Raw genomic sequence first — 18,919 nt, forward strand, 5'->3', positions numbered from 1 at the left:
GGTTCTTTCCACCTTACTATTCTTTATCTACTTCTTTTTTCTTATCTTCTACTACAGATACAACAGGTTTATCACTTGATAATTGTTGCACTGCTCCTTTTCCTGCAAATCCTTCTAATAGCTCTTTTAAGTCAATTCCAGAAGAAGCCTTTAACGTTTCTTGCATCGTTGCCATTAAATCAGTCGCATAGCCCGCAACTTTTCCGGCCCCGCTATTTTTACCACCGCCGCCTGTATCGACAACTGTGATTTTATCAATATTACTAAGCGGACTTGCAACTTCCTTCGCATAACTTGGAAGCATTTTAAGAACCATATCCATAATTGCCGCTTGACCATATAATTCAAATGCTTCAGCAATTTTTTGTTTCGCTTCTGCTTCTGCTAAACCTTTTAATCTAATAACATCTGCTTCTGCTGTACCTTGCGCTTTTTGTACTTCCGCTTTCGCTTGACCTTGCGCTTTTTCGATTTCCGCCTTCGCTAAACCTTCCACACGTACTTCTTCCGCACGAGCTCTCGCTTCAGCTTCAATCTTATATTGATCCGCATCTGCCTTTTTAATTTGTTTTACTTTTTCTGCTTCTGCTGATTGCTCAACAGCATAACGATCTGCATCTGCTTTTTTCTTAACTTCTGCATCGTATTGCTTTTCACGACGCGCAATCTCTTTTTCTTCTAACTCGATTTGCTTTTCACGCTCAATGATTTTAACGCGCATTTGCTCTTCTGTAACACCTTGTTGTGCTTTCGCTTGTTGTAATTCGTAAGAAAGATCCGCATCTGCACGTGCTTGCTCTTGTTCTCTCTTATAGGACTGTACTTTTAATTCTTTATGTTTTTCAGCTTCAGCGATTTGTGCATCACGTTGATATTCTGCTTCTTTTGCCTCTTTTTCAGCACGTGCTTTTTCAATACGTGCTTCTTTTTCACGCTCTGCATTTGCAATTGTTGCATCACGCTTAACTGTCGCAATTTGCGGCTGACCAAGCGCATCTAAGTATCCGTTTTTATCCATTATTTCTTTAATTGTGAAAGAAACAATGCGAAGTCCCATCTTCTTTAAATCTGTAGAAGCTACTTCATGTACCTTTTGAGCAAATTGCTCTCTATTACTATACGCATCCTCTACTGTCATAGAAGATAAGATTGCACGTAAGTGACCTTCTAAAACCTCTTTTGCTTCTACTTTTAACTCTTCTGTTTCTTTTCCTAAATATTGCTCAGCTGCAGTAGATACTTCTTCAATTGTAGAACCTACTTTAATAATAGAAACACCATTTACTGTAACTGGAACACCTTGCTTCGTATACGTATCACGTGTACCAACTTCTAATTTGTAGTTTAATAGGCTTAAAGGCTCTGCTCTTTGCATAATTGGAACTACGAAAGTACCGCCCCCGCGGATAATCTTAATCTTCTTTCCATCATCAGTGGTAACAACATTCTTTCCTCCACCAAGCCAGTTCCCTGTAACAATTAATGCTTCATCTGGACCAACCGTACGATACTTCGTAATGAATACTAAAATGAGTAGAATTAAAATTGCCAGTAAAACTCCACCGATAATTAATGGAATCGTCATGTAAATTCCCCCTTATAATTTTGGTTTTTTTAAAGAATAAGCGATGTTTTGTACAAGTAAAACACCATCTTGGACTCCCTCGATAATAACCTCTGTTCCTTGCGAAATATCTTTTTTTCCAACAGTTTTAGCTGGGATTGCATTACTTCCAAATTGGGATAAAATTAATACTTCACCAAATCCTTCTGTAGGAATTGTCGTAATGACTTCTCCTTTGCAACCGATAAATTCATCCATACGTTGCATCGTATTTTGTTCTGCTTCTGCAATCGGTTTTAAAATTAGTATTTTCATGATGAAAACACCGATAAAAGATATAGCAAATGCAGCCCCGAAAATAGTAATACTATTAAAGGAAAATAAGTACTCTCCTATATAACTAAGCCCACATAACATGGCGAAGAAACTAAGTAATAAAGTAACAACGGATACAGATCCGCCCCCAAAACTAAATATCGATTCAAATATATCTCCAAAGAAGATATAAATAACAGTGAGTATAGTAGCAATAATAAATCCATATAAATAAATTGTTTCAAGTGGATAACCAAACAAGACCATTTCTTATCCCCCTTTCTTAAACAATCCCTTTTTTGTTATGTGTATGCCCCACCTCTTTCAAAGATTATAGTTCTTAATTTTCAGTTATTTACTCTTTAAAGAAAAGCCTGTAAAACAGGCCCCTAAAAAAGAACAGGAGAAACCTATTGTGACAGGCTCCTCCTAGAAAATAACCGATATATTATATATCTATATAATATACTATTTTCCACAAAAAGTAAAGTTAAACATACATTGGAAAATCACTTATTTTACTGACAATTCGTATGTTCCATCGCCATTATCATATTTATATACATACAAGTAATACTTACCTGGTTTTGCATTAAATTTTGCTTCTATATGATTCCCATTAGCTTGACCGTAAGCTGCATAATTTTGCATATCTGATTCATGGTGAAGTACCCATGTCATCCCAATTCCATACTCATTTAAAACAGAAATGTCGATATCTTTCGCTGATGCTACATTAAATGTATAAACATCAGTGTGGTCCCCGCCAATAAGACTACCTTTTATCGTACTATTTAGCCCGATACGATTTGCTTCCTCTGGACGATTATTTGGTTCTGATTCTGTTAAACTTCCATCTTTAATCGTAACAGTTGTTTCGCTTCTGCTCTCTTTTCCCTTATCATCTTTTACTCTTAACGATACTTTATAAGAACCTTCTCTTTCATATACATGTACTGGATTCACTTCTGCACTTGTGCTTCCATCTCCAAATTCCCATAAATAAGAAACAATTTTTCCATCTTCATCGTTTGAGCCATCACTTTTAAATTGAATTCCCTCTTTTACAAGACCGCTATAAGGGCCATTTATATTAACCGTTGGAGCTTTATTTTCTCCATCATCTTTTGCGATTCCATGGAAGACTACATCATATTCAAATTCATTTGAGCTATTCACACGATAATTGACGAAGTATGCTGTAACAGTTTTGTAGCCACTCCATTCTTTTTGCGCCAATTGTTCTAAAGATTCATTTACTCTTTTACTCATTGCTTTCCAATCTTCTGATTCACCTTTTGTGACACTACCTGTATACGTACCTTCTAATGTAAATGTATTAAAGAATTGAGAATTATGTTTTGTCATTTTTGTATCATTCATAGGCAACGTATCACTAATTTCTTTTTTCACTTCAGTTAACGATTTCGGTGCATGTTCAGCTAAATAATCATCTGCTACTTCCGGTACATTATATTTATCTTGATTATCAATTAACTGCTGCATATACTCTTGATACTCTTTATTTAACTTAGGATCTTTACTTAGATTTTCACGATATGCATCATAATTTTTCACGTCATTCGCACGAATCAAATCTTGAATTTTATCAAATGTTTCAAACTGATGCGTATATAAGTAAGACTGCAATGCGAACGAGTAATTATAGAAATCCCAAGAACCGTATTTAGCAAATAGTGTACGCTCTGCTGTATAACGGCTTGCAGGATCAGATGATAATCCGCTAATTATACTCTTTCTTGGTACAACGTTATTCGTACGAGTAGATCCTGCGAAAAACTCTGCATTTCCTTCTTGGAACCAAGTTAGCCTTTCATTTTGATACATATCTCCTCTTCCAAATAAACCAGGAACTTCATATCTCCCTTGCAGATAATGAGTAAATTCATGACGGAATAACTCTTCTAAACTATAAATACTTTGCTCTGGTGTACGCTCATATGTAAAGAATGTACCTGTCTCTTCAATATAAATTCCACCGTTGTTTGTTTCATATCCATACAATTGTCTATTTAACTGATATTCATCTGGACTATTATAAATTACGATCGTTAATACATCATCCGCATTTCCTGGCTCTAACGCTTTGTCATTTCCAATTACACGGTGATACTGTGCCTTTACTTCCTTCGCAGCCCAATATAGTCTCTTAATTTTTTCTTCTGATACTTTATCTCCTGTTTTGAACACAATTGATCCATCGTCGAATGTATACGTTTTTGGTAAGTATTGCTCTTTTCCTTCTTTACGTATTTTCTCTAAATCTACTGTATTCCCGCTATAATCTTTACCATTATAATTTGTTGTAATTTGTTCTACCGCAACAAAATACGGTTCACTTAAGCGCGGGTACATATGCATTGCTTGTGTAACAACCTCTAATCCTTTATTTGGATTGCTATGAAACTTCCCTAAACGGCTAGCAAAATAAATTCCATTATTAACGAGCCATTTATTTTCTGACGTTACTTCATTTAGAAGAGCAATACGATTTATTTCATTAATAAACCCATCTACTTTTCCATACCACATCGTTTCATTCGCTTCTTTACGAGCCTCAGTTAAGTACGACTGTATATCATAGTCAATACCTTGCATAATATCGTATATTGCTTGTCCCTTCATTCGATCATTTACATAAGTAGTATAATTATCATTGTATTGCTTTAAAATATTCGATGCGTATTGAACCGTTTCAACATCGCTTGAAGCATTACTAATTAATTTACCGTATGCAGATACGACTGTATCTTGTTCAACTGTACCAAGCTTAAAGTTTGGATTTTTTGCGATTGCTTTTAAAGCAGGTAAACATTTATCCTGGAAGCTTCTTTCATTTAAGTCGCTTAATTCACTATTATAAAATGCAAGATAAAAAGCTGAACGCAGCACTTCAGTAAACGTTTGAATTCCTTTTGAATCATCTTTCGTAAATGTACTACCTCTATGAGCTAATTCATCTATAATGACTTGCATTTTTCCTTTATCTTTATAAAAAGCCTTTGCATCTTCATTAAACTGGAATAAGTCTGTAATTTGGTGCCATTTAATACTGCCTAACGTTTCAACTAATTCTTGGTCATTCATTTTGTTTAAATCAGCCATTGAATAGCTTTCTTTAACCTGCTTTACTGCAGTTTTCTTCGTAATAGATGCTGGTCGCTGTGAAAAATCTCCTACTTTTAAACGTTCTTGAAATGATAAAGTTTCATCAACTTTTGAAATATGTCCAACTTCATCTACCGACTTTTCAATTCCAACCGGTTTCGTTTTTAACACGTTATACGGTACTTTTTCTTCCGCTGCTGCATGAGTTTGAAGTGCGCCTAACGATAAAGCCATTGTACTAATGCTAAGCATCACTTTATTGATCTTTGATTTCTTGTTCATATCCTGACCCCCTATTTTAATATTCCATTCAAGAATTTAACATAAAATCTGGATGTAACAATATAAAATGCAATATTTCATATTATTTCTTCCTATAATTTGTACATATCGTGAACGCATTGCTCTTTACCTCCCTAAAACAAATTGCATCCTTTCACATTATAAAAAGAGAATTTTTTGACAATTAAAAACTTAATTGTTATGATTATTATAATTGTTAACTTTATTAAATAAGGGTGGGATTCTATGATAAAAAAAGAAAACAGTGTATTTTATATCTCCTTCTTGCTAACAACATTATTCATTATATGGGGAATTACCCCAGCAAGTTGGATACAAGGCTACGATTTACAAAGTGTTACATCTTCTTTAAACTCATTTATCCTCAATAAATTTGGATGGTTTTACTCTCTACTTATGACTACAATGATTATTTTGGCTGCTTATTTAGCATTTTCCAAGTACGGTTCTATTCGTCTCGGTAAAGATGGAGAAAAGCCAAAATATAATTATCCATCTTGGCTATCCATGTTGTTTGGGGCAGGAATGGGAATTGGACTCCTCTTTTATGGAATCGCTGAACCGATTTCACATTTTACAGATCCGTTAACAGGAAAAGCAGGTACAGAAGAAAGCGCCAAACTCGCTATGCAATATTCATTTTTCCACTGGGGACTCTTTCCGTGGTCACTATACGCAATGGTCGCTTTAACAATTGCATATTTCACATTCCGCAAACAAAAAGGTAGCACTATCGGGGCTACAGTTACTCCATTATTTAATCGATCGAAAAATTCCCGTATTGGAAAAACAGTTGATATTTTAGCTGTTTTAGCCACAGTGTTTGGCATTGTACCATCTGTTGGGATTGGTGCTCAACAAATTGCTGGAGGATTAAGCTATTTATTCCCTTCCATTCATAACACTTTACTTACCCAGCTCGTACTTATAGCTATCTTCGCTGTTTTATATTTAACAAGTGCACAAACTGGCTTAGATCGTGGGATTAAATATTTGAGTAACTTGAATTTCTCTCTTGCAGGTATTTTACTCATCTCTTTCTTACTTTTAGGGCCAACCGTATTTATTATGAAATATTTCACATCTACACTCGGTTCTTATATTGGAGCTTTGCCTAGTATGGGATTAAATTTAGGAGCATTTAATGAAAAATCTTCTTCTTGGATTGAAAACTGGACTATTTTCTATTGGGGATGGTGGATTTCTTGGTCTCCATTCGTCGGCACATTTATCGCACGTATTTCTAAAGGGCGTACAATAAAAGAATTTATTTTTGGAGTTGTATTAGTCCCAACTCTTATCTGTACATTTTGGTTTGCAGTATTTGGTGGTACCGCAATTCATATGGAAATGTTCCAATCGCTTGGAATAGCTGATGAAATTGCAAAAAATGGTACAGAGATTGGATTATTTGCTGTTATTTCACATCTACCATTCTCTACATTTTTAACGATTATCGGGTTAATTTTAGTAGCCACATTTTTCGTTACTTCTGCTGATTCAGCAACATTTGTTGTTTCCATGCAAACGAGTAACGGAAGCTTATCACCGAAAAATAGTTTAAAACTTATATGGGGATTAACAATCGCGATCATTGCAGCTCTTTTATTACAAGCTGGAGGATTAAATGCACTACAAATCGCAGCTATCATCGCAGCACTACCATTTTCTATCGTAGTCATTCTTATGGTCATTTCGCTCTTTAAGGAGCTGCGAAAAGAAGATGTTAATTTGCAAACAAAAGAAGTATCTCAAAAAATAAAAAAGGTTATGTAACGATTAGCACCTCAAATTACTTCTGAATCCGTAACAACTGAGGGAAAAGTAGATTAATAAAACCCATTCGTATGAAATATAATTTTCATACGAATGGGTTTTCACTCTATTATATAGTGTTGTAAACATGCCTTCTCCTCAAATCCTACTTTCTTGTATAATTTCATCGCACGATCATTATTCGTATTCAAACATAATTCTATCTCCTTCATTCCTTGGAAGGAAATAATATACTGAATTGCCTTTTGTAATAACCGCTCTCCGACACCTTTTCTTCTACTATTTTCAGCGGTTGCAATAAATTCGATATTCGCTTCTTGAAACTCTGGATTTACTTCCACATATACATAACCTTCTAACTTATCATTCTTCATACTTACAAATAATTTATTCGTATTACTTAAACGTTCAATAATTTCGTTTCCGTCATAATACGTATTAGAAAACACATGATTGTGTAAAGCGATAAACTGCTCAAACACTTGTGGTAAAGCCTCTTCTACATTACATATAATACGGTGCTCCACAATATTATTTAAAACGAGAATACTATGTCGACCTTGTTCTTTTGCATGTAAATTCCTCATTAAACGGGCACAATTATTATTTTCCACATGATAAAAACCATAAAATCTCTCAATATGAAAAGGCACCTTTTCTATAAGTTCCTTCCACATATGTAAAGCAACTTCTTCCCAATTCTCTGCGATAATAAACGGCCCCCATATCTCTGCACATTTCTTTACTTCATCCATATCAAATCCTAATAAACCTATTAAATTATTATTCTCATAAGTAGCAACAAAAGATTGTTCCCAGCCTATATCTGAAAAATCATGAATAATTGTCTGTAACAACTCCTCTTTCTCATCTCCACAATAGCCAACATGATGAGTAGCATCTTTATTCATATTCGCAATAAATGCTGCCACCTCTTCAATTTTCAAAATAGAACTGACATACATAACCTCTCCTCCTTCACTAATATATTCACACCTTTTCTATTTATATCCTTCTAAAAAAGACATCACCATAAGCATATTTCAAAATGAAATCGCCATGATAATGTCTTCTCAAAAACTCATATAATCATCTTACGTTATAATAAGATAAAACGTTTTTTATTTCTTAAATAATCTCTTTCTAAATACAAACATACTCAGTGCTGAAAGAACTAACGCTATGCCTGAAAGTAATGTTGATGTATTCTCTTGTCCACCTGTTGCTCCTAATGATTTCTTACTTTCTTCTTGCTTATTAACAGCTAGTTTATTTTCTTTCACAACTTGATTATTCACGTTTTGTTCTTGGACTACTGCTGATTGATTTACCGCGTCTTTTGAACCTTCAATTTCTTTTCCTGTTTCTTTTACCTCCGCTTTCGATCCTTCAACTCCTGTTGTTGGCTCGTCCACTTCCTCTTTCGCTTCTTCAACTTCTTTCGTTGGCTCTTTTACTTCCTCTTTTACTTCTTTTACCGGTTCTTTCACTTCTTCTTTTGTACCTTCAACTTCTTTTACCGGTTCTTTCACTTCTTCTTTTGTTTCTTCAACTTCTTTTACCGGTTCTTTTACTTCTTCTTTTGCTTCTTCAACCTCTTTTATTGGCTCTTTTACTTCTTCTTTCGCTTCTTCAATTTCTTTTGTCGGTTCTTTTACTTCTTCTTTTGCTTCTTCAACTTCTTTCGTTGGTTCTTTTACTTCTTCTTTTGTTTCTTCAACTTCTTTCGTTGGTTCTTTTACCTCTTCAACTTCTTTTGTTTCTTCAACTTCTTTCGTTGGTTCTTTTACCTCTTCAACTTCTTTTGTTGGCTCTTTCTCATCTTCTTTTCCCACTATATTCTGTATAACTGTTCCGTTAAATCTTATACTAATTTCATCAGAATCTAAATCAAATTTATACACCTTTTCACCTGGGGTACTCCATTTTATTACTCCGTTATTAAACGTCCCTCCCTCACTTGCCAATTGAATATTTTCAATACTTTCTCCTTCTAAATCATATACAGGAACTTGAATTTCTTCGTTTATTTTTGCATCATTTAAAATGATATTTTGTCTTCCAACATCAATTGTAAACCACTGACCTAATTGTATTAACGGCCTTACATCACGAATCTCATTTCCAGCTAGATTTAAGCTAAATAAGTTTAGCATGGAACCAATAACCGTTACATCTTTAATATGATTGTCCGCAAGATTTAACCACTGTAAATTTTCCAATGAAGATAGTGGTGTTATATCTTCAATTTGATTATGAGATACATTCACATTATTCAATTGTTTCAAGTTTGAGATGAACTCAATATTTTTCAGGCCTACTCCTTCTAAAGTAAGTTTTTCTAAATTCGTCATGTATTCTAAACCTGTTATATCTTTTATCTCATTTCCTTTTCTTTAAGTATCTCTAATTTTTAATCTGTAATAAATCTTCTTTTGTGATAGGAGCGTTTACATTCTCTCTACCTAAATTCTCTTTATTAATATGTTGTTGTAAAGTTTTATCGAGAATTACATTTTCCTTTTGTTCATTATTCTCTTTTATTGTTTCCTTGATTTCGTCTAATCTTTCAACAACATTTTGAATTACTGTTCCATTAAACTTAATACGATTCTCTTCTGGATTTATATCCAACATAAATTCATATGTTTTTTCACCGGTAGTCCCCCATTTAACAGAACCATTATTAACGATCCCCTCTTCACTCTTCAATTGAATAGTATCAAGTGCCTCTCCTTGTAAATTATAAATAGGTATTTTAACTTCCTTATCTTTTTCTACATCATCTAAAAAAATTTTTTGTCTTTGAATATCGATATACATTCTTTTTCCTAATTCTTGAACTGGTCTAACATCACGAATTTCATTTGAACCTAGTTTTAAATCATATAAACCTGTTAATTGACTAAGTGGCGTTATATCTGAAATATAGTTTTCTTCTAGATTTAATTTCTGTAACCCTGACAATTTTGATAATGGCGTAAGATCTACTAATTCATTTTTGGAAAGCCCTAATTCAATTAATTTATTCATCCCATTGATATGTTCAACATTACTCAATCCATTATTGCTTATTTCAAATGTCTTTAAATTCTTTAATTGGTGAACTCCTTCAAGACCTGCATTACTAATTTGATTATTTGCTACCGTCAAAGTCCTTAAAGATTTCACTGTAAATAATGGTTTAATATCTTTTATATAATTACTATTTAAATCTAGCATTTTAATCTTCTTCATTTGGCTTAATGGGCTTAAATCTGAGATTTTATTGTTTCTCAAAGTTAAAAACTCAATATGCTCTAACGTAGCCAAAGGTCCAATATCTTCAAGTTCACCATAGGTTATACTTAATGATTTCAATTGTCTCAAGTCCGAGATAAATTTTATATTTTTTAACTTAACTTCTTCCAACGTTAAGTTTTCTAAGTTCGTCATATATTCTAGACCACTTACGTCTTTTATTCCTTTACTTTTAGCTTCAACGACTATTAAGGATTTAACTTTTAATAAATCTTCCTTAGTTATTGGATCATCTAGATTCTCTCTATTCAAGTTATATTTATTAATATGCCTTTGTAATTGCTTATCTACTATTACATTTGCATCTTGTTGATCCACTTTATCCTCTTTATTTTCCTTTTGTGCTTCTGGAACATCTTTATCTAAATTCAATGTATTTACTTCAAACTGTACTTGGTACTTATTGTCATAGGCCATTGTTGGAATATAAATATGCATTCGCATATTATACCTTTTTCCTAATTCCCCTACTTCAAACTGAATTACTTTCGTTCCATTTTTCTTTTTGTCTTCTGATATTACTTTCACATCATGAAACACACCTGGAGTGTGAATATCCTCTGTCTTCAAGTATTGAAAGAAATCACTATCACTTAACGTTGCTGTTACAATTTTCTTTCCATTCTCAATTGTTAATTTCGGATCCTTTATATAAACAGCTGCCATAGACTCTTCATTCGTTTTATCTTTATACGCTTTAATAACAGCGTCATATGTACCATCTTCTAAACCTTGTCCAGTTTTATTCGCCTCAATTGCTACTGCCGCTAAAGCAGGTGTTGAATACACAGCAAACGGAAGTGATAACGCCGCCGCTATAATCATTGCATTTATACGTTTTCTTTTATTTTGTTTCAACTTTACATCTCCTCCGAAATATATAATTCAAAATGTAATCATTTCTCGAATAAATGATAATGATTTTCATTATCATTGTCAACTGAAAAAATAAAAAGTTTACAAAAAAAGAACCTCTTTAAAAGAGGTTATGCCATTTTCTCACCTGATTCTTCTCTAAAAAAGCTTTTCATCGCATGAAATACGTCTGCTTTTTGCTTTAAAATATAGTATCTAAAGTTTTCATCTTTAATATTTTTATAGGCTGACATGAGTGTACTGTGGCGGTTGTACTGATTCACTTCCCCATACCCAAACATATTACACTTCTTCATTAGCTCTTCAACAAGTTTTACACATCTAGCATTATCTGATGTTAAATTATCACCATCTGAAAAATGGAATGGATAAATATTATAGCGGTCAGGTGAATATTTATTATCGATAAGTTCTAATGCTTTTTTATATACGGAAGAACATATTGTTCCGCCACTTTCTCCTTTTGAGAAAAATTCTTCTTCTGTAACGACTTTCGCTTCTGTATGATGAGCAATAAATTCAATATCAACTGTTTCATACTTTGTGCGTAAAAATCTTGTCATCCAGAAAAAGAAGCTACGTGCCATATATTTCTCCCATATTCCCATCGATCCACTCGTATCCATCATCGCTAATACAACAGCTTTTGAATCTGGCTTTAATACTTCATTCCAAGTGCGGAACTTTAAGTCTTCTTGATGAATTGGATGAAAAGATGCTTTACCACCCATCGCATTTCGTTTATATGCGGATATCATTGTTCGTTTCTTATCGATATTTCCCCATAATCCTGTTTTTCTAATGTCATTAAATTCAACATGTTCAATCCGGTTTTCATCCATTTCTTTTCTCTTTAAATTAGGCAGTTCTAACTCTCTGAAAAACGCTTGCTCTAATTCTAAAATAGAGACTTCAGCTTCATAGTAATCTTCCCCAGCTGCATCTCCTGCTCCTTGCCCTTTTCCTGGCCCTTTTTGTTTTTGACCACCTGATCCATCTCTCGCAACGACATCACCAACTTTGCTGTCACCGTTTCCTTGCCCAACATGTTTATTTTTATCATAATTGTATCTAATCTTATATTCATCTAGAGAACGAATTGGTATTTTTACAACATCCTTGCCATTAGACATAACTATACTTTCTTCTGTTACAAGATCGGGTAAATTATTCTTAATTGCCTCTTGTACTTTTTCTTGATGGCGCTGTTGGTCGTCATATCCTTTGCGATGGAGGGACCAGTTTTCCTGTGAAATCGTATAATTTGGTTGATTTTCTTCGCCCATTCCTTTCCCTCCTTACTGTAATTGTCTTCCTGTATGAACAGCAATCTATAAATTTTGTTCTGTAATATGCAAGCTAGAATATTTGAAAGGTAACTGCCCACAGAAAATCATCCCATAAACATTTATAACGTTTTTCATACAATACCCCGAGCATCCTAAACAAAATTTTGCCACTCACATAAATAGAAAGAAATATTCAGCCACTGATAAGAAAGAAACACAATGCATTGTTGCACACATTTTTACTTTGCAACATATTGTATTGTGTTGGCTTTTTTCGTATGAATGGTTGGTTACTCTATCATATGCATATTGTAAAAATAATTGACAATAAATTCATAAAATTGCATCTTAATTTATTACATTTGGACAAGGTATGACACTTTATACACATATGAACGGATAATAAAACGCTGTCCCGCAAAATACAAGAGACAGCGTTTTGTTATCAAACTATCTGTTTAACAAGCTACCTACATAGCGTAGTAATTCATTTGCTGAAGAAGAATTATAACCATGCTCATCAATTAAACGCGCAACAACATCATTGATTTTCTTAAGCTGATTTTCGTCCGGCGTTTTCGTTGATGTTGTAATTTTCACTATATCTTTTAAATCAGCAAATAGTTTTTTCTGAATCGCTTCACGAAGACGTTCATGTGAATTATAATCAAAGCGTTTTCCTTTACGGGCATAAGCAGAAATGCGAATTAAAATCTCTTCACGGAACGCTTTCTTAGCATTTTCTGAAATTCCAATTTGCTCTTCAATTGAGCGCATTAATTTTTCATCTGGACTCATTTCTTCTCCTGTTAACGGATCACGTAATTTCGATTTATTGCAGTACGCCTCAACGTTATCTAAGTAATTATCCATAAGCGTCTTAGCTGATTCTTCATATGAATAAACAAACGCTTTTTGTACTTCTTTCTTCGCGATTTCATCGTATTCTTTTCTCGCTAATGAGATGAAGTTCATGTAACGTTCACGGTCTTCATTACTAATGGATGGATGCTGATCTAGCCCATCTTTTAAAGATCTAAGTACATCTAACGCGTTAATAGATGGTACCTCTTTTCGAATGATTGTAGACGAAATTCGGTTAATGACATAACGAGGATCAATACCCTTCATACCTTCATCTTGATATTCGCGTTGTAATTCTTCTACATCAATCGCATTATAACCTTCTACCGTTTCTCCATCATACAAACGCATCTTTTTAATTAAATCAATATCCGGACGCTTCGGATCTTTTAAACGAGTTAAAATAGTGAACATTGCTGCAACGCGAAGTGTGTGTGGTGCAATGTGAACATTCGATACATCACTTTCACGAATCATTTTTTCATAAATATGTTCTTCTTCACTTACTCGTAAATTATAAGGAACTGGCATTACAATAATTCTTGAGTGCAATGCTTCATTTTTCTTATTTGCTATAAATGAGCGATACTCTGTTTCATTCGTATGCGCTACAATTAATTCATCTGCTGAAATAAGCGCAAATCTTCCCGCTTTGAAATTCCCTTCTTGCGTAAGCGATAATAAGTGCCATAAAAACTTCTCATCGCATTTTAACATCTCTTGGAACTCCATCATTCCTCGGTTTGCCTTATTTAATTCTCCATCAAATCGATACGCACGCGGATCTGATTCTGAACCATATTCTGCAATCGTAGAAAAGTCCAGACTACCTGTTAAATCTGCAATATCCTGTGATTTTGGATCAGACGGGCTAAATGTACCAATCCCTGTACGGCGATCTTCAGAGAAGAAAATACGCTCTACAACTACATCCTCAATTCTTGATCCGTATTCTTGCTCTAAACGCATGACATTTAGTGGTGATAAATTCCCTTCAATTCTAACCCCATACTCATCAAAGAAATCATCTCGTAAATGATGTGGAATTAAATGCAGTGGATCCTCGTGCATTGGGCATCCTTTAATTGCAAAAATTGCTCCGCGATCTGTTCTTGAATATGTTTCTAATCCTCGTTTCAACATTGTAACTAACGTTGATTTCCCTCCACTAACAGGACCCATTAATAATAAAATTCTTTTTCTAACATCTAATCGTTTTGCAGATGGATGAAAATATTCCTCTACAAGACGTTCTAGAGCATCCTCTAATCCAAAGAGCTGATTACTAAAGAAGTTATACTTTCTTCTACCATCAACTTCTTCAATTCCAGCGTCTTTTATCATATTGTAAATGCGAGAGTGTGCTGTTTGAGCCACCCATGGTCTTTCTTTCACAAGCTCCAAATACTCCGCAAACGTACCTTCCCATTGTAAACGTTCTTCTGCTGCTCGATGCTGTTCAATCTTTTTTAGAATATCCATTATAGCTCCTCCCCCATCTCCTTGTTCAATCGGATTATTATAAAAGGTATGCTAGGATGTCCTTAAACATTCTTTAAATCAAAACGAAATATATAATAGCACGCTAAAATTCTCTCCAAAATTCAAAGAAAATTCTGTATAATATAGGTATTAACATTTTTACACTGCTATTCATTATAAATAAATTCTTTTCTTCTAAGAACCTTACATACATTTTGGATAATAAATAAAACTCATAAACCGAAAACAGTAAGGAGGATATTAGTATGAAATTATTATTAATTTTAGGTGTATCACTCACATTTCTTACAGCTATTTTTACATCCGGTTACAATGACAAACCAGGTACACATAAAAAATGATGTGCTTTTAGCACATCATTTTTTTATTTATAATACATATTTTCCATATCATATTTGGATAGTGGTCGGCTATAATAATAACCTTGTACAAGCTTCACATTCTTTTCTTTCAAAAACTGTATTTGCTCCTTTTTTTCTACTCCTTCTGCAATTATATTCAATTCTAAAGTATGAGCTAAATGAATAATTGCAGCTGTAATATTCGTATCACGTTCATCTATATGTATACCTTCCATAAAAGAACGATCAATTTTAAAGTATCAATTGGATATGTTTTTAAATAACTTAAAGATGAATAGCCTGTTCCAAAATCATCTAAATGAATCTTTAAATTTTGTTCTTTTAATTGTAGTAACACTCTCTTTGATATATCTTTATGTATAAGAGCTCCTTCTGTAACCTCTATCGCTAATAAATGAGCTGATACATTGTACTTATTTAAAGCCCGTGTAATCATCTCTATTAATGTAATAGAACGAAAGTGTCTAGCTGAAATATTAACCGCAATTGGGACCACTTCATATCCTTTATTTAACCATTCGCGCAGTTGCTGACACACTTGATTTACTACCCATTCATCGAGCTTAATAATAAATCCTGTTCTTTCTGCCAACGGAATAAATTGGTTTGGAGAAACAAATCCTAATTCCTTATTCTCCCACCTTATTAAAGCTTCCATACTAGCTATTTTTTTCGTTTCAATATTAATTTGTGGCTGATAATATAAGAAAAATTCATTTTTTTCTATAGCACGATGTAACTGGTTTTCTATTATAAACCTTTGTTCACGCTCACAGTCTAATCCACTACAATAAAAATGATAATGTCCTTTTCCTTTTTCTTTTGCTTTTTCTAAAGCAGCATCGACCCTCTGAAATAGTATTTTTTCATCTTCTCCATCTGCTGGAGCCATTACAATTCCAATTGATGCACTTAAATATACATCTTCTTCTTCGATTACAAAATATTCACTAATATTTTTCAGTATGCTTTTTGCAACTTCCTCTACATATTCTTTCGTTATATTTTCTATCAACATAACAAATTGATCATCGTGTTCTCTAAATAAGTGCATACCTTCTATTTTTAGATTGCTTAAACATTCTGTAACTTTTTGTAATACTTTATCTCCTCTTTATGACCAAATGTATCATTAATACGATGAAACTCATCTAAATCTATAAATACAAGCGCAAAATTTACACTCTCATTTAAAAAAGTATTTAACTTATTTGTACATGAAATTCTATTCATTAATCCCGTTAACTGGTCATAGTAAGCTAAATATTCTGTTCGCATTTCGTTTAATACTTGCCTTGTAACATCTCTCGTAACAATATAAATCCCAACAATTTCACCGTTCACAATAATCGGGATAGTTCTCAAAGAAATATATAGCTCGTACCCTTCTTTATGAACATATTTCTTTGAAACAATTTGTTTTGCTTTTCCTTGCATCGATCCCTTAAATATAATTTGAAAATCTTTTTCATATTCTTTATTAATGAATTCAAAAATAAATTTATTATTTAATTCCTCATACCGGTATCCAAATATTTCATACGTTGCCGGATTTGCATATGTAACTCTCCCTATAGAATCTATAGATATAATTGAGTCATTATTATATTCCAGTAACGACTTAAATAACATTTGTTTTTCCTCTATCTTTGTCTTCTCCTCAATTTGAGCTGTAATATCTCTTGTAATGCAAATAACAAATTGACATATTCCTTCTTCGTCGCAGACAGGATTAAGTGAAGATTCATAATGTATCTCACCTTTTGGTAAATTGACTACATCACAAAAGGTGTGTGCTTTCGCTTCTCTCACTACTTTTGCATATTGCCTTTGCAATATCCCCGCTATATCTTTTGGTAATACTTCTGCAAAAGTTTTTCCATAGCACTCTTCGCTTAACCTAGCATAATCCATTCCTATTTTATTCACATACATATATTGAAACGTTTCATTATCAATAACTTTCAATATGAATACTAAATCTTGAATAGCATGTAATAATCCTTGTCTAATTAAATCCATATCTATCATACTTAAAAAGGTATTTTGATTACTATATTCTTCCTTCATATTTATCTCAACCTGTCTTATCTATTTTTAATCATATATCCCATTCTATATGATTATGTCCTCTCTTTTAAATGTATGATTATATATTATTTTTATTTTATAAAAAAAAGTCGCCATATGGCGACTTTTAATAAACGATTTCTAAATCTAATCCAGGGTAATTTTGTTGACGGAACGCTTCATAAATTAAAATTGCTGCTGTATTAGATAAATTTAATGAACGTACTTTATCTGTCATTGGAATACGTAAACAATGATCAAAGTTTTCTTCGATTACATTAGCTGGTAAGCCGTTTGTTTCTCTTCCAAATACAAAATAGTAATCCTTCTCACGCTTGCTATAGTCAAACGCTGTATGAGCTTTCTCGCCATACTTTGTTAAATAGAAGAATTCACCGTCTTTATTTTTTTCATAAAATTCTTCAATTGAATCATAATACGTAATTTTTACGTGCTGCCAATAATCTAATCCTGCACGCTTTAACATTTTATCATCCGTTGAAAATCCAAGCGGTCTAATCAAATGTAATTCTGTTCCAGTTGCTGCACAAGTACGAGCAATATTCCCTGTATTTGCTGGAATTTCTGGCTGATATAAAACAACATGTACTCCCACGCGATATTCACCTCTGTTTTTTGTCTACTACGTATTATACCACTTGAGCGAAAAATCTCTACCCATTAATAATATGAAAGAATTTATATTTCATTTGTGGTGTATATTTACTAGAGTCTTCATAGTTCCAATAACGTCGACGGCTATTCGCTGAATGTGCATTTACAAGCGGCATACCATCTACATCTTTTGCTACTACAATCGTCGTATGATTCCATCTTCCGTCATCCTCGAAATCATAAGCAATGACATCTCCAAGAATAAGTTCTTCTGGCCTCTCTACCGCCTCTGCTCGAAGTCCTGTTGTAGCACCTGACAAATACCAATAAAAAGAATGTGCAACAGCCCAGCTCCAACTCCACTGATTCTCCCTTTGCCACCATCCTTTACGAATATTAGGATACCCGTTCATAGGTACTTCTCCAGTATGAAGACATTGAGAAATGAAATTCGTACAATTATCAGGGAAATTACGATACATAGGATTCCGGTCATCCCACCAACGCTCTGCATATTTCACTGCCTCTAAACGATTATACTGATAAGAACCGTACTTCTCTTTCGTAATATCCCTTTCTAATGTCTCACCCATTCTAATTTCTTCTGACACTTCAATAGCAGAATCGCCTATAATTCGACTATTATTTAAACAAACTCTTCGTTTTAATTGTTCCTCTTCAATATAAAATAATTCTTTATGCTTAATTAAATATTTAAAATGTATTTGATAATCAATTTCTTGATGGTCATTACTATTTAATTGTCTAATGAAAGAAACATCCGCAGTTGCTTTCACTATATGTGCACTACGCCTTTGAAACAATTGTTTCTTTCTCAGTGCCATTTGTAGTAAATCCTCAGCAATACCATCCACATTCGTTCTTTTCTCCGTTATATATGCTAAAAATTGTTGTACTTGGTTTTCAATCTTCGTTTTTACAACCATTCTGTC

General features: G+C 33.4%; 9 protein-coding genes and 2 pseudogenes. 1 reads left to right on the forward strand and 10 read right to left on the reverse strand.

Translation table 11 applies throughout. The features are described 5' to 3' along the window. Positions 1 to 16: 16 nt before the first annotated feature. The 3 genes from IQ781_RS12785 to colA form a co-directional block, all read right to left on the reverse strand. Positions 17 to 1,585 (reverse strand): flotillin lipid rafts scaffold protein FloT, encoded by a 1,569-nt coding sequence (locus IQ781_RS12785; protein ID WP_000155020.1) that lies wholly within the window; start codon positions 1,583 to 1,585, stop codon positions 17 to 19. A 12-nt stretch (positions 1,586 to 1,597) separates the two neighbouring features. Further along, positions 1,598 to 2,146 (reverse strand): NfeD family protein, encoded by a 549-nt coding sequence (locus IQ781_RS12790; RefSeq protein ID WP_000242444.1) that lies wholly within the window; start codon positions 2,144 to 2,146, stop codon positions 1,598 to 1,600. Positions 2,147 to 2,392: 246 nt separating this feature from the next. Next, positions 2,393 to 5,290 carry a collagenase ColA gene (gene colA, locus IQ781_RS12795; RefSeq protein ID WP_001036408.1) on the reverse strand — a complete coding sequence of 966 codons (2,898 nt, stop codon included), beginning with the start codon at positions 5,288 to 5,290 and terminating at the stop codon, positions 2,393 to 2,395. A gap of 246 nt (positions 5,291 to 5,536) precedes the next feature. Between colA and opuD the strand changes: the two genes are divergently transcribed. Then, on the forward strand, positions 5,537 to 7,087 hold the full coding sequence (opuD, locus tag IQ781_RS12800) for a glycine betaine transporter OpuD (RefSeq protein WP_063220131.1): 1,551 nt from the start codon (positions 5,537 to 5,539) through the stop codon (positions 7,085 to 7,087). Between the two features lie 101 nt (positions 7,088 to 7,188). On the opposite strand, the gene IQ781_RS12805 is transcribed toward opuD, so the two are convergent. The 7 genes and pseudogenes from IQ781_RS12805 to IQ781_RS12835 form a co-directional block, all read right to left on the reverse strand. Further along, complete coding sequence (locus IQ781_RS12805; RefSeq protein ID WP_063220132.1) at positions 7,189 to 8,052, reverse strand: GNAT family N-acetyltransferase; 864 nt, start codon at positions 8,050 to 8,052, stop codon at positions 7,189 to 7,191. A 156-nt stretch (positions 8,053 to 8,208) separates the two neighbouring features. Then, positions 8,209 to 11,245 (reverse strand): annotated as a pseudogene (locus tag IQ781_RS12810) (leucine-rich repeat domain-containing protein). A 128-nt stretch (positions 11,246 to 11,373) separates the two neighbouring features. Next, a complete protein-coding gene (gene yhbH, locus IQ781_RS12815) occupies positions 11,374 to 12,549 on the reverse strand; it encodes a sporulation protein YhbH (protein ID WP_000503517.1) in 1,176 nt (391 codons plus the stop codon). Between the two features lie 453 nt (positions 12,550 to 13,002). Further along, positions 13,003 to 14,898, reverse strand: coding sequence for a PrkA family serine protein kinase (locus tag IQ781_RS12820; RefSeq protein ID WP_000353273.1), 1,896 nt, complete (start codon positions 14,896 to 14,898; stop codon positions 13,003 to 13,005). A 385-nt stretch (positions 14,899 to 15,283) separates the two neighbouring features. Beyond that, a pseudogene (locus IQ781_RS12825) lies at positions 15,284 to 17,351 on the reverse strand (sensor domain-containing protein). Between the two features lie 127 nt (positions 17,352 to 17,478). Beyond that, a complete protein-coding gene (gene trmL, locus IQ781_RS12830; RefSeq protein ID WP_000538147.1) occupies positions 17,479 to 17,967 on the reverse strand; it encodes a tRNA (uridine(34)/cytosine(34)/5-carboxymethylaminomethyluridine(34)-2'-O)-methyltransferase TrmL in 489 nt (162 codons plus the stop codon). Positions 17,968 to 18,025: 58 nt separating this feature from the next. Beyond that, complete coding sequence (locus tag IQ781_RS12835) at positions 18,026 to 18,913, reverse strand: amidase domain-containing protein (RefSeq protein ID WP_139847087.1); 888 nt, start codon at positions 18,911 to 18,913, stop codon at positions 18,026 to 18,028. Positions 18,914 to 18,919: the final 6 nt, after the last annotated feature.

This window comes from Bacillus sp. N447-1 (assembly GCF_022701035.1).
Lineage (GTDB): Bacteria > Bacillota > Bacilli > Bacillales > Bacillaceae_G > Bacillus_A > Bacillus_A cereus.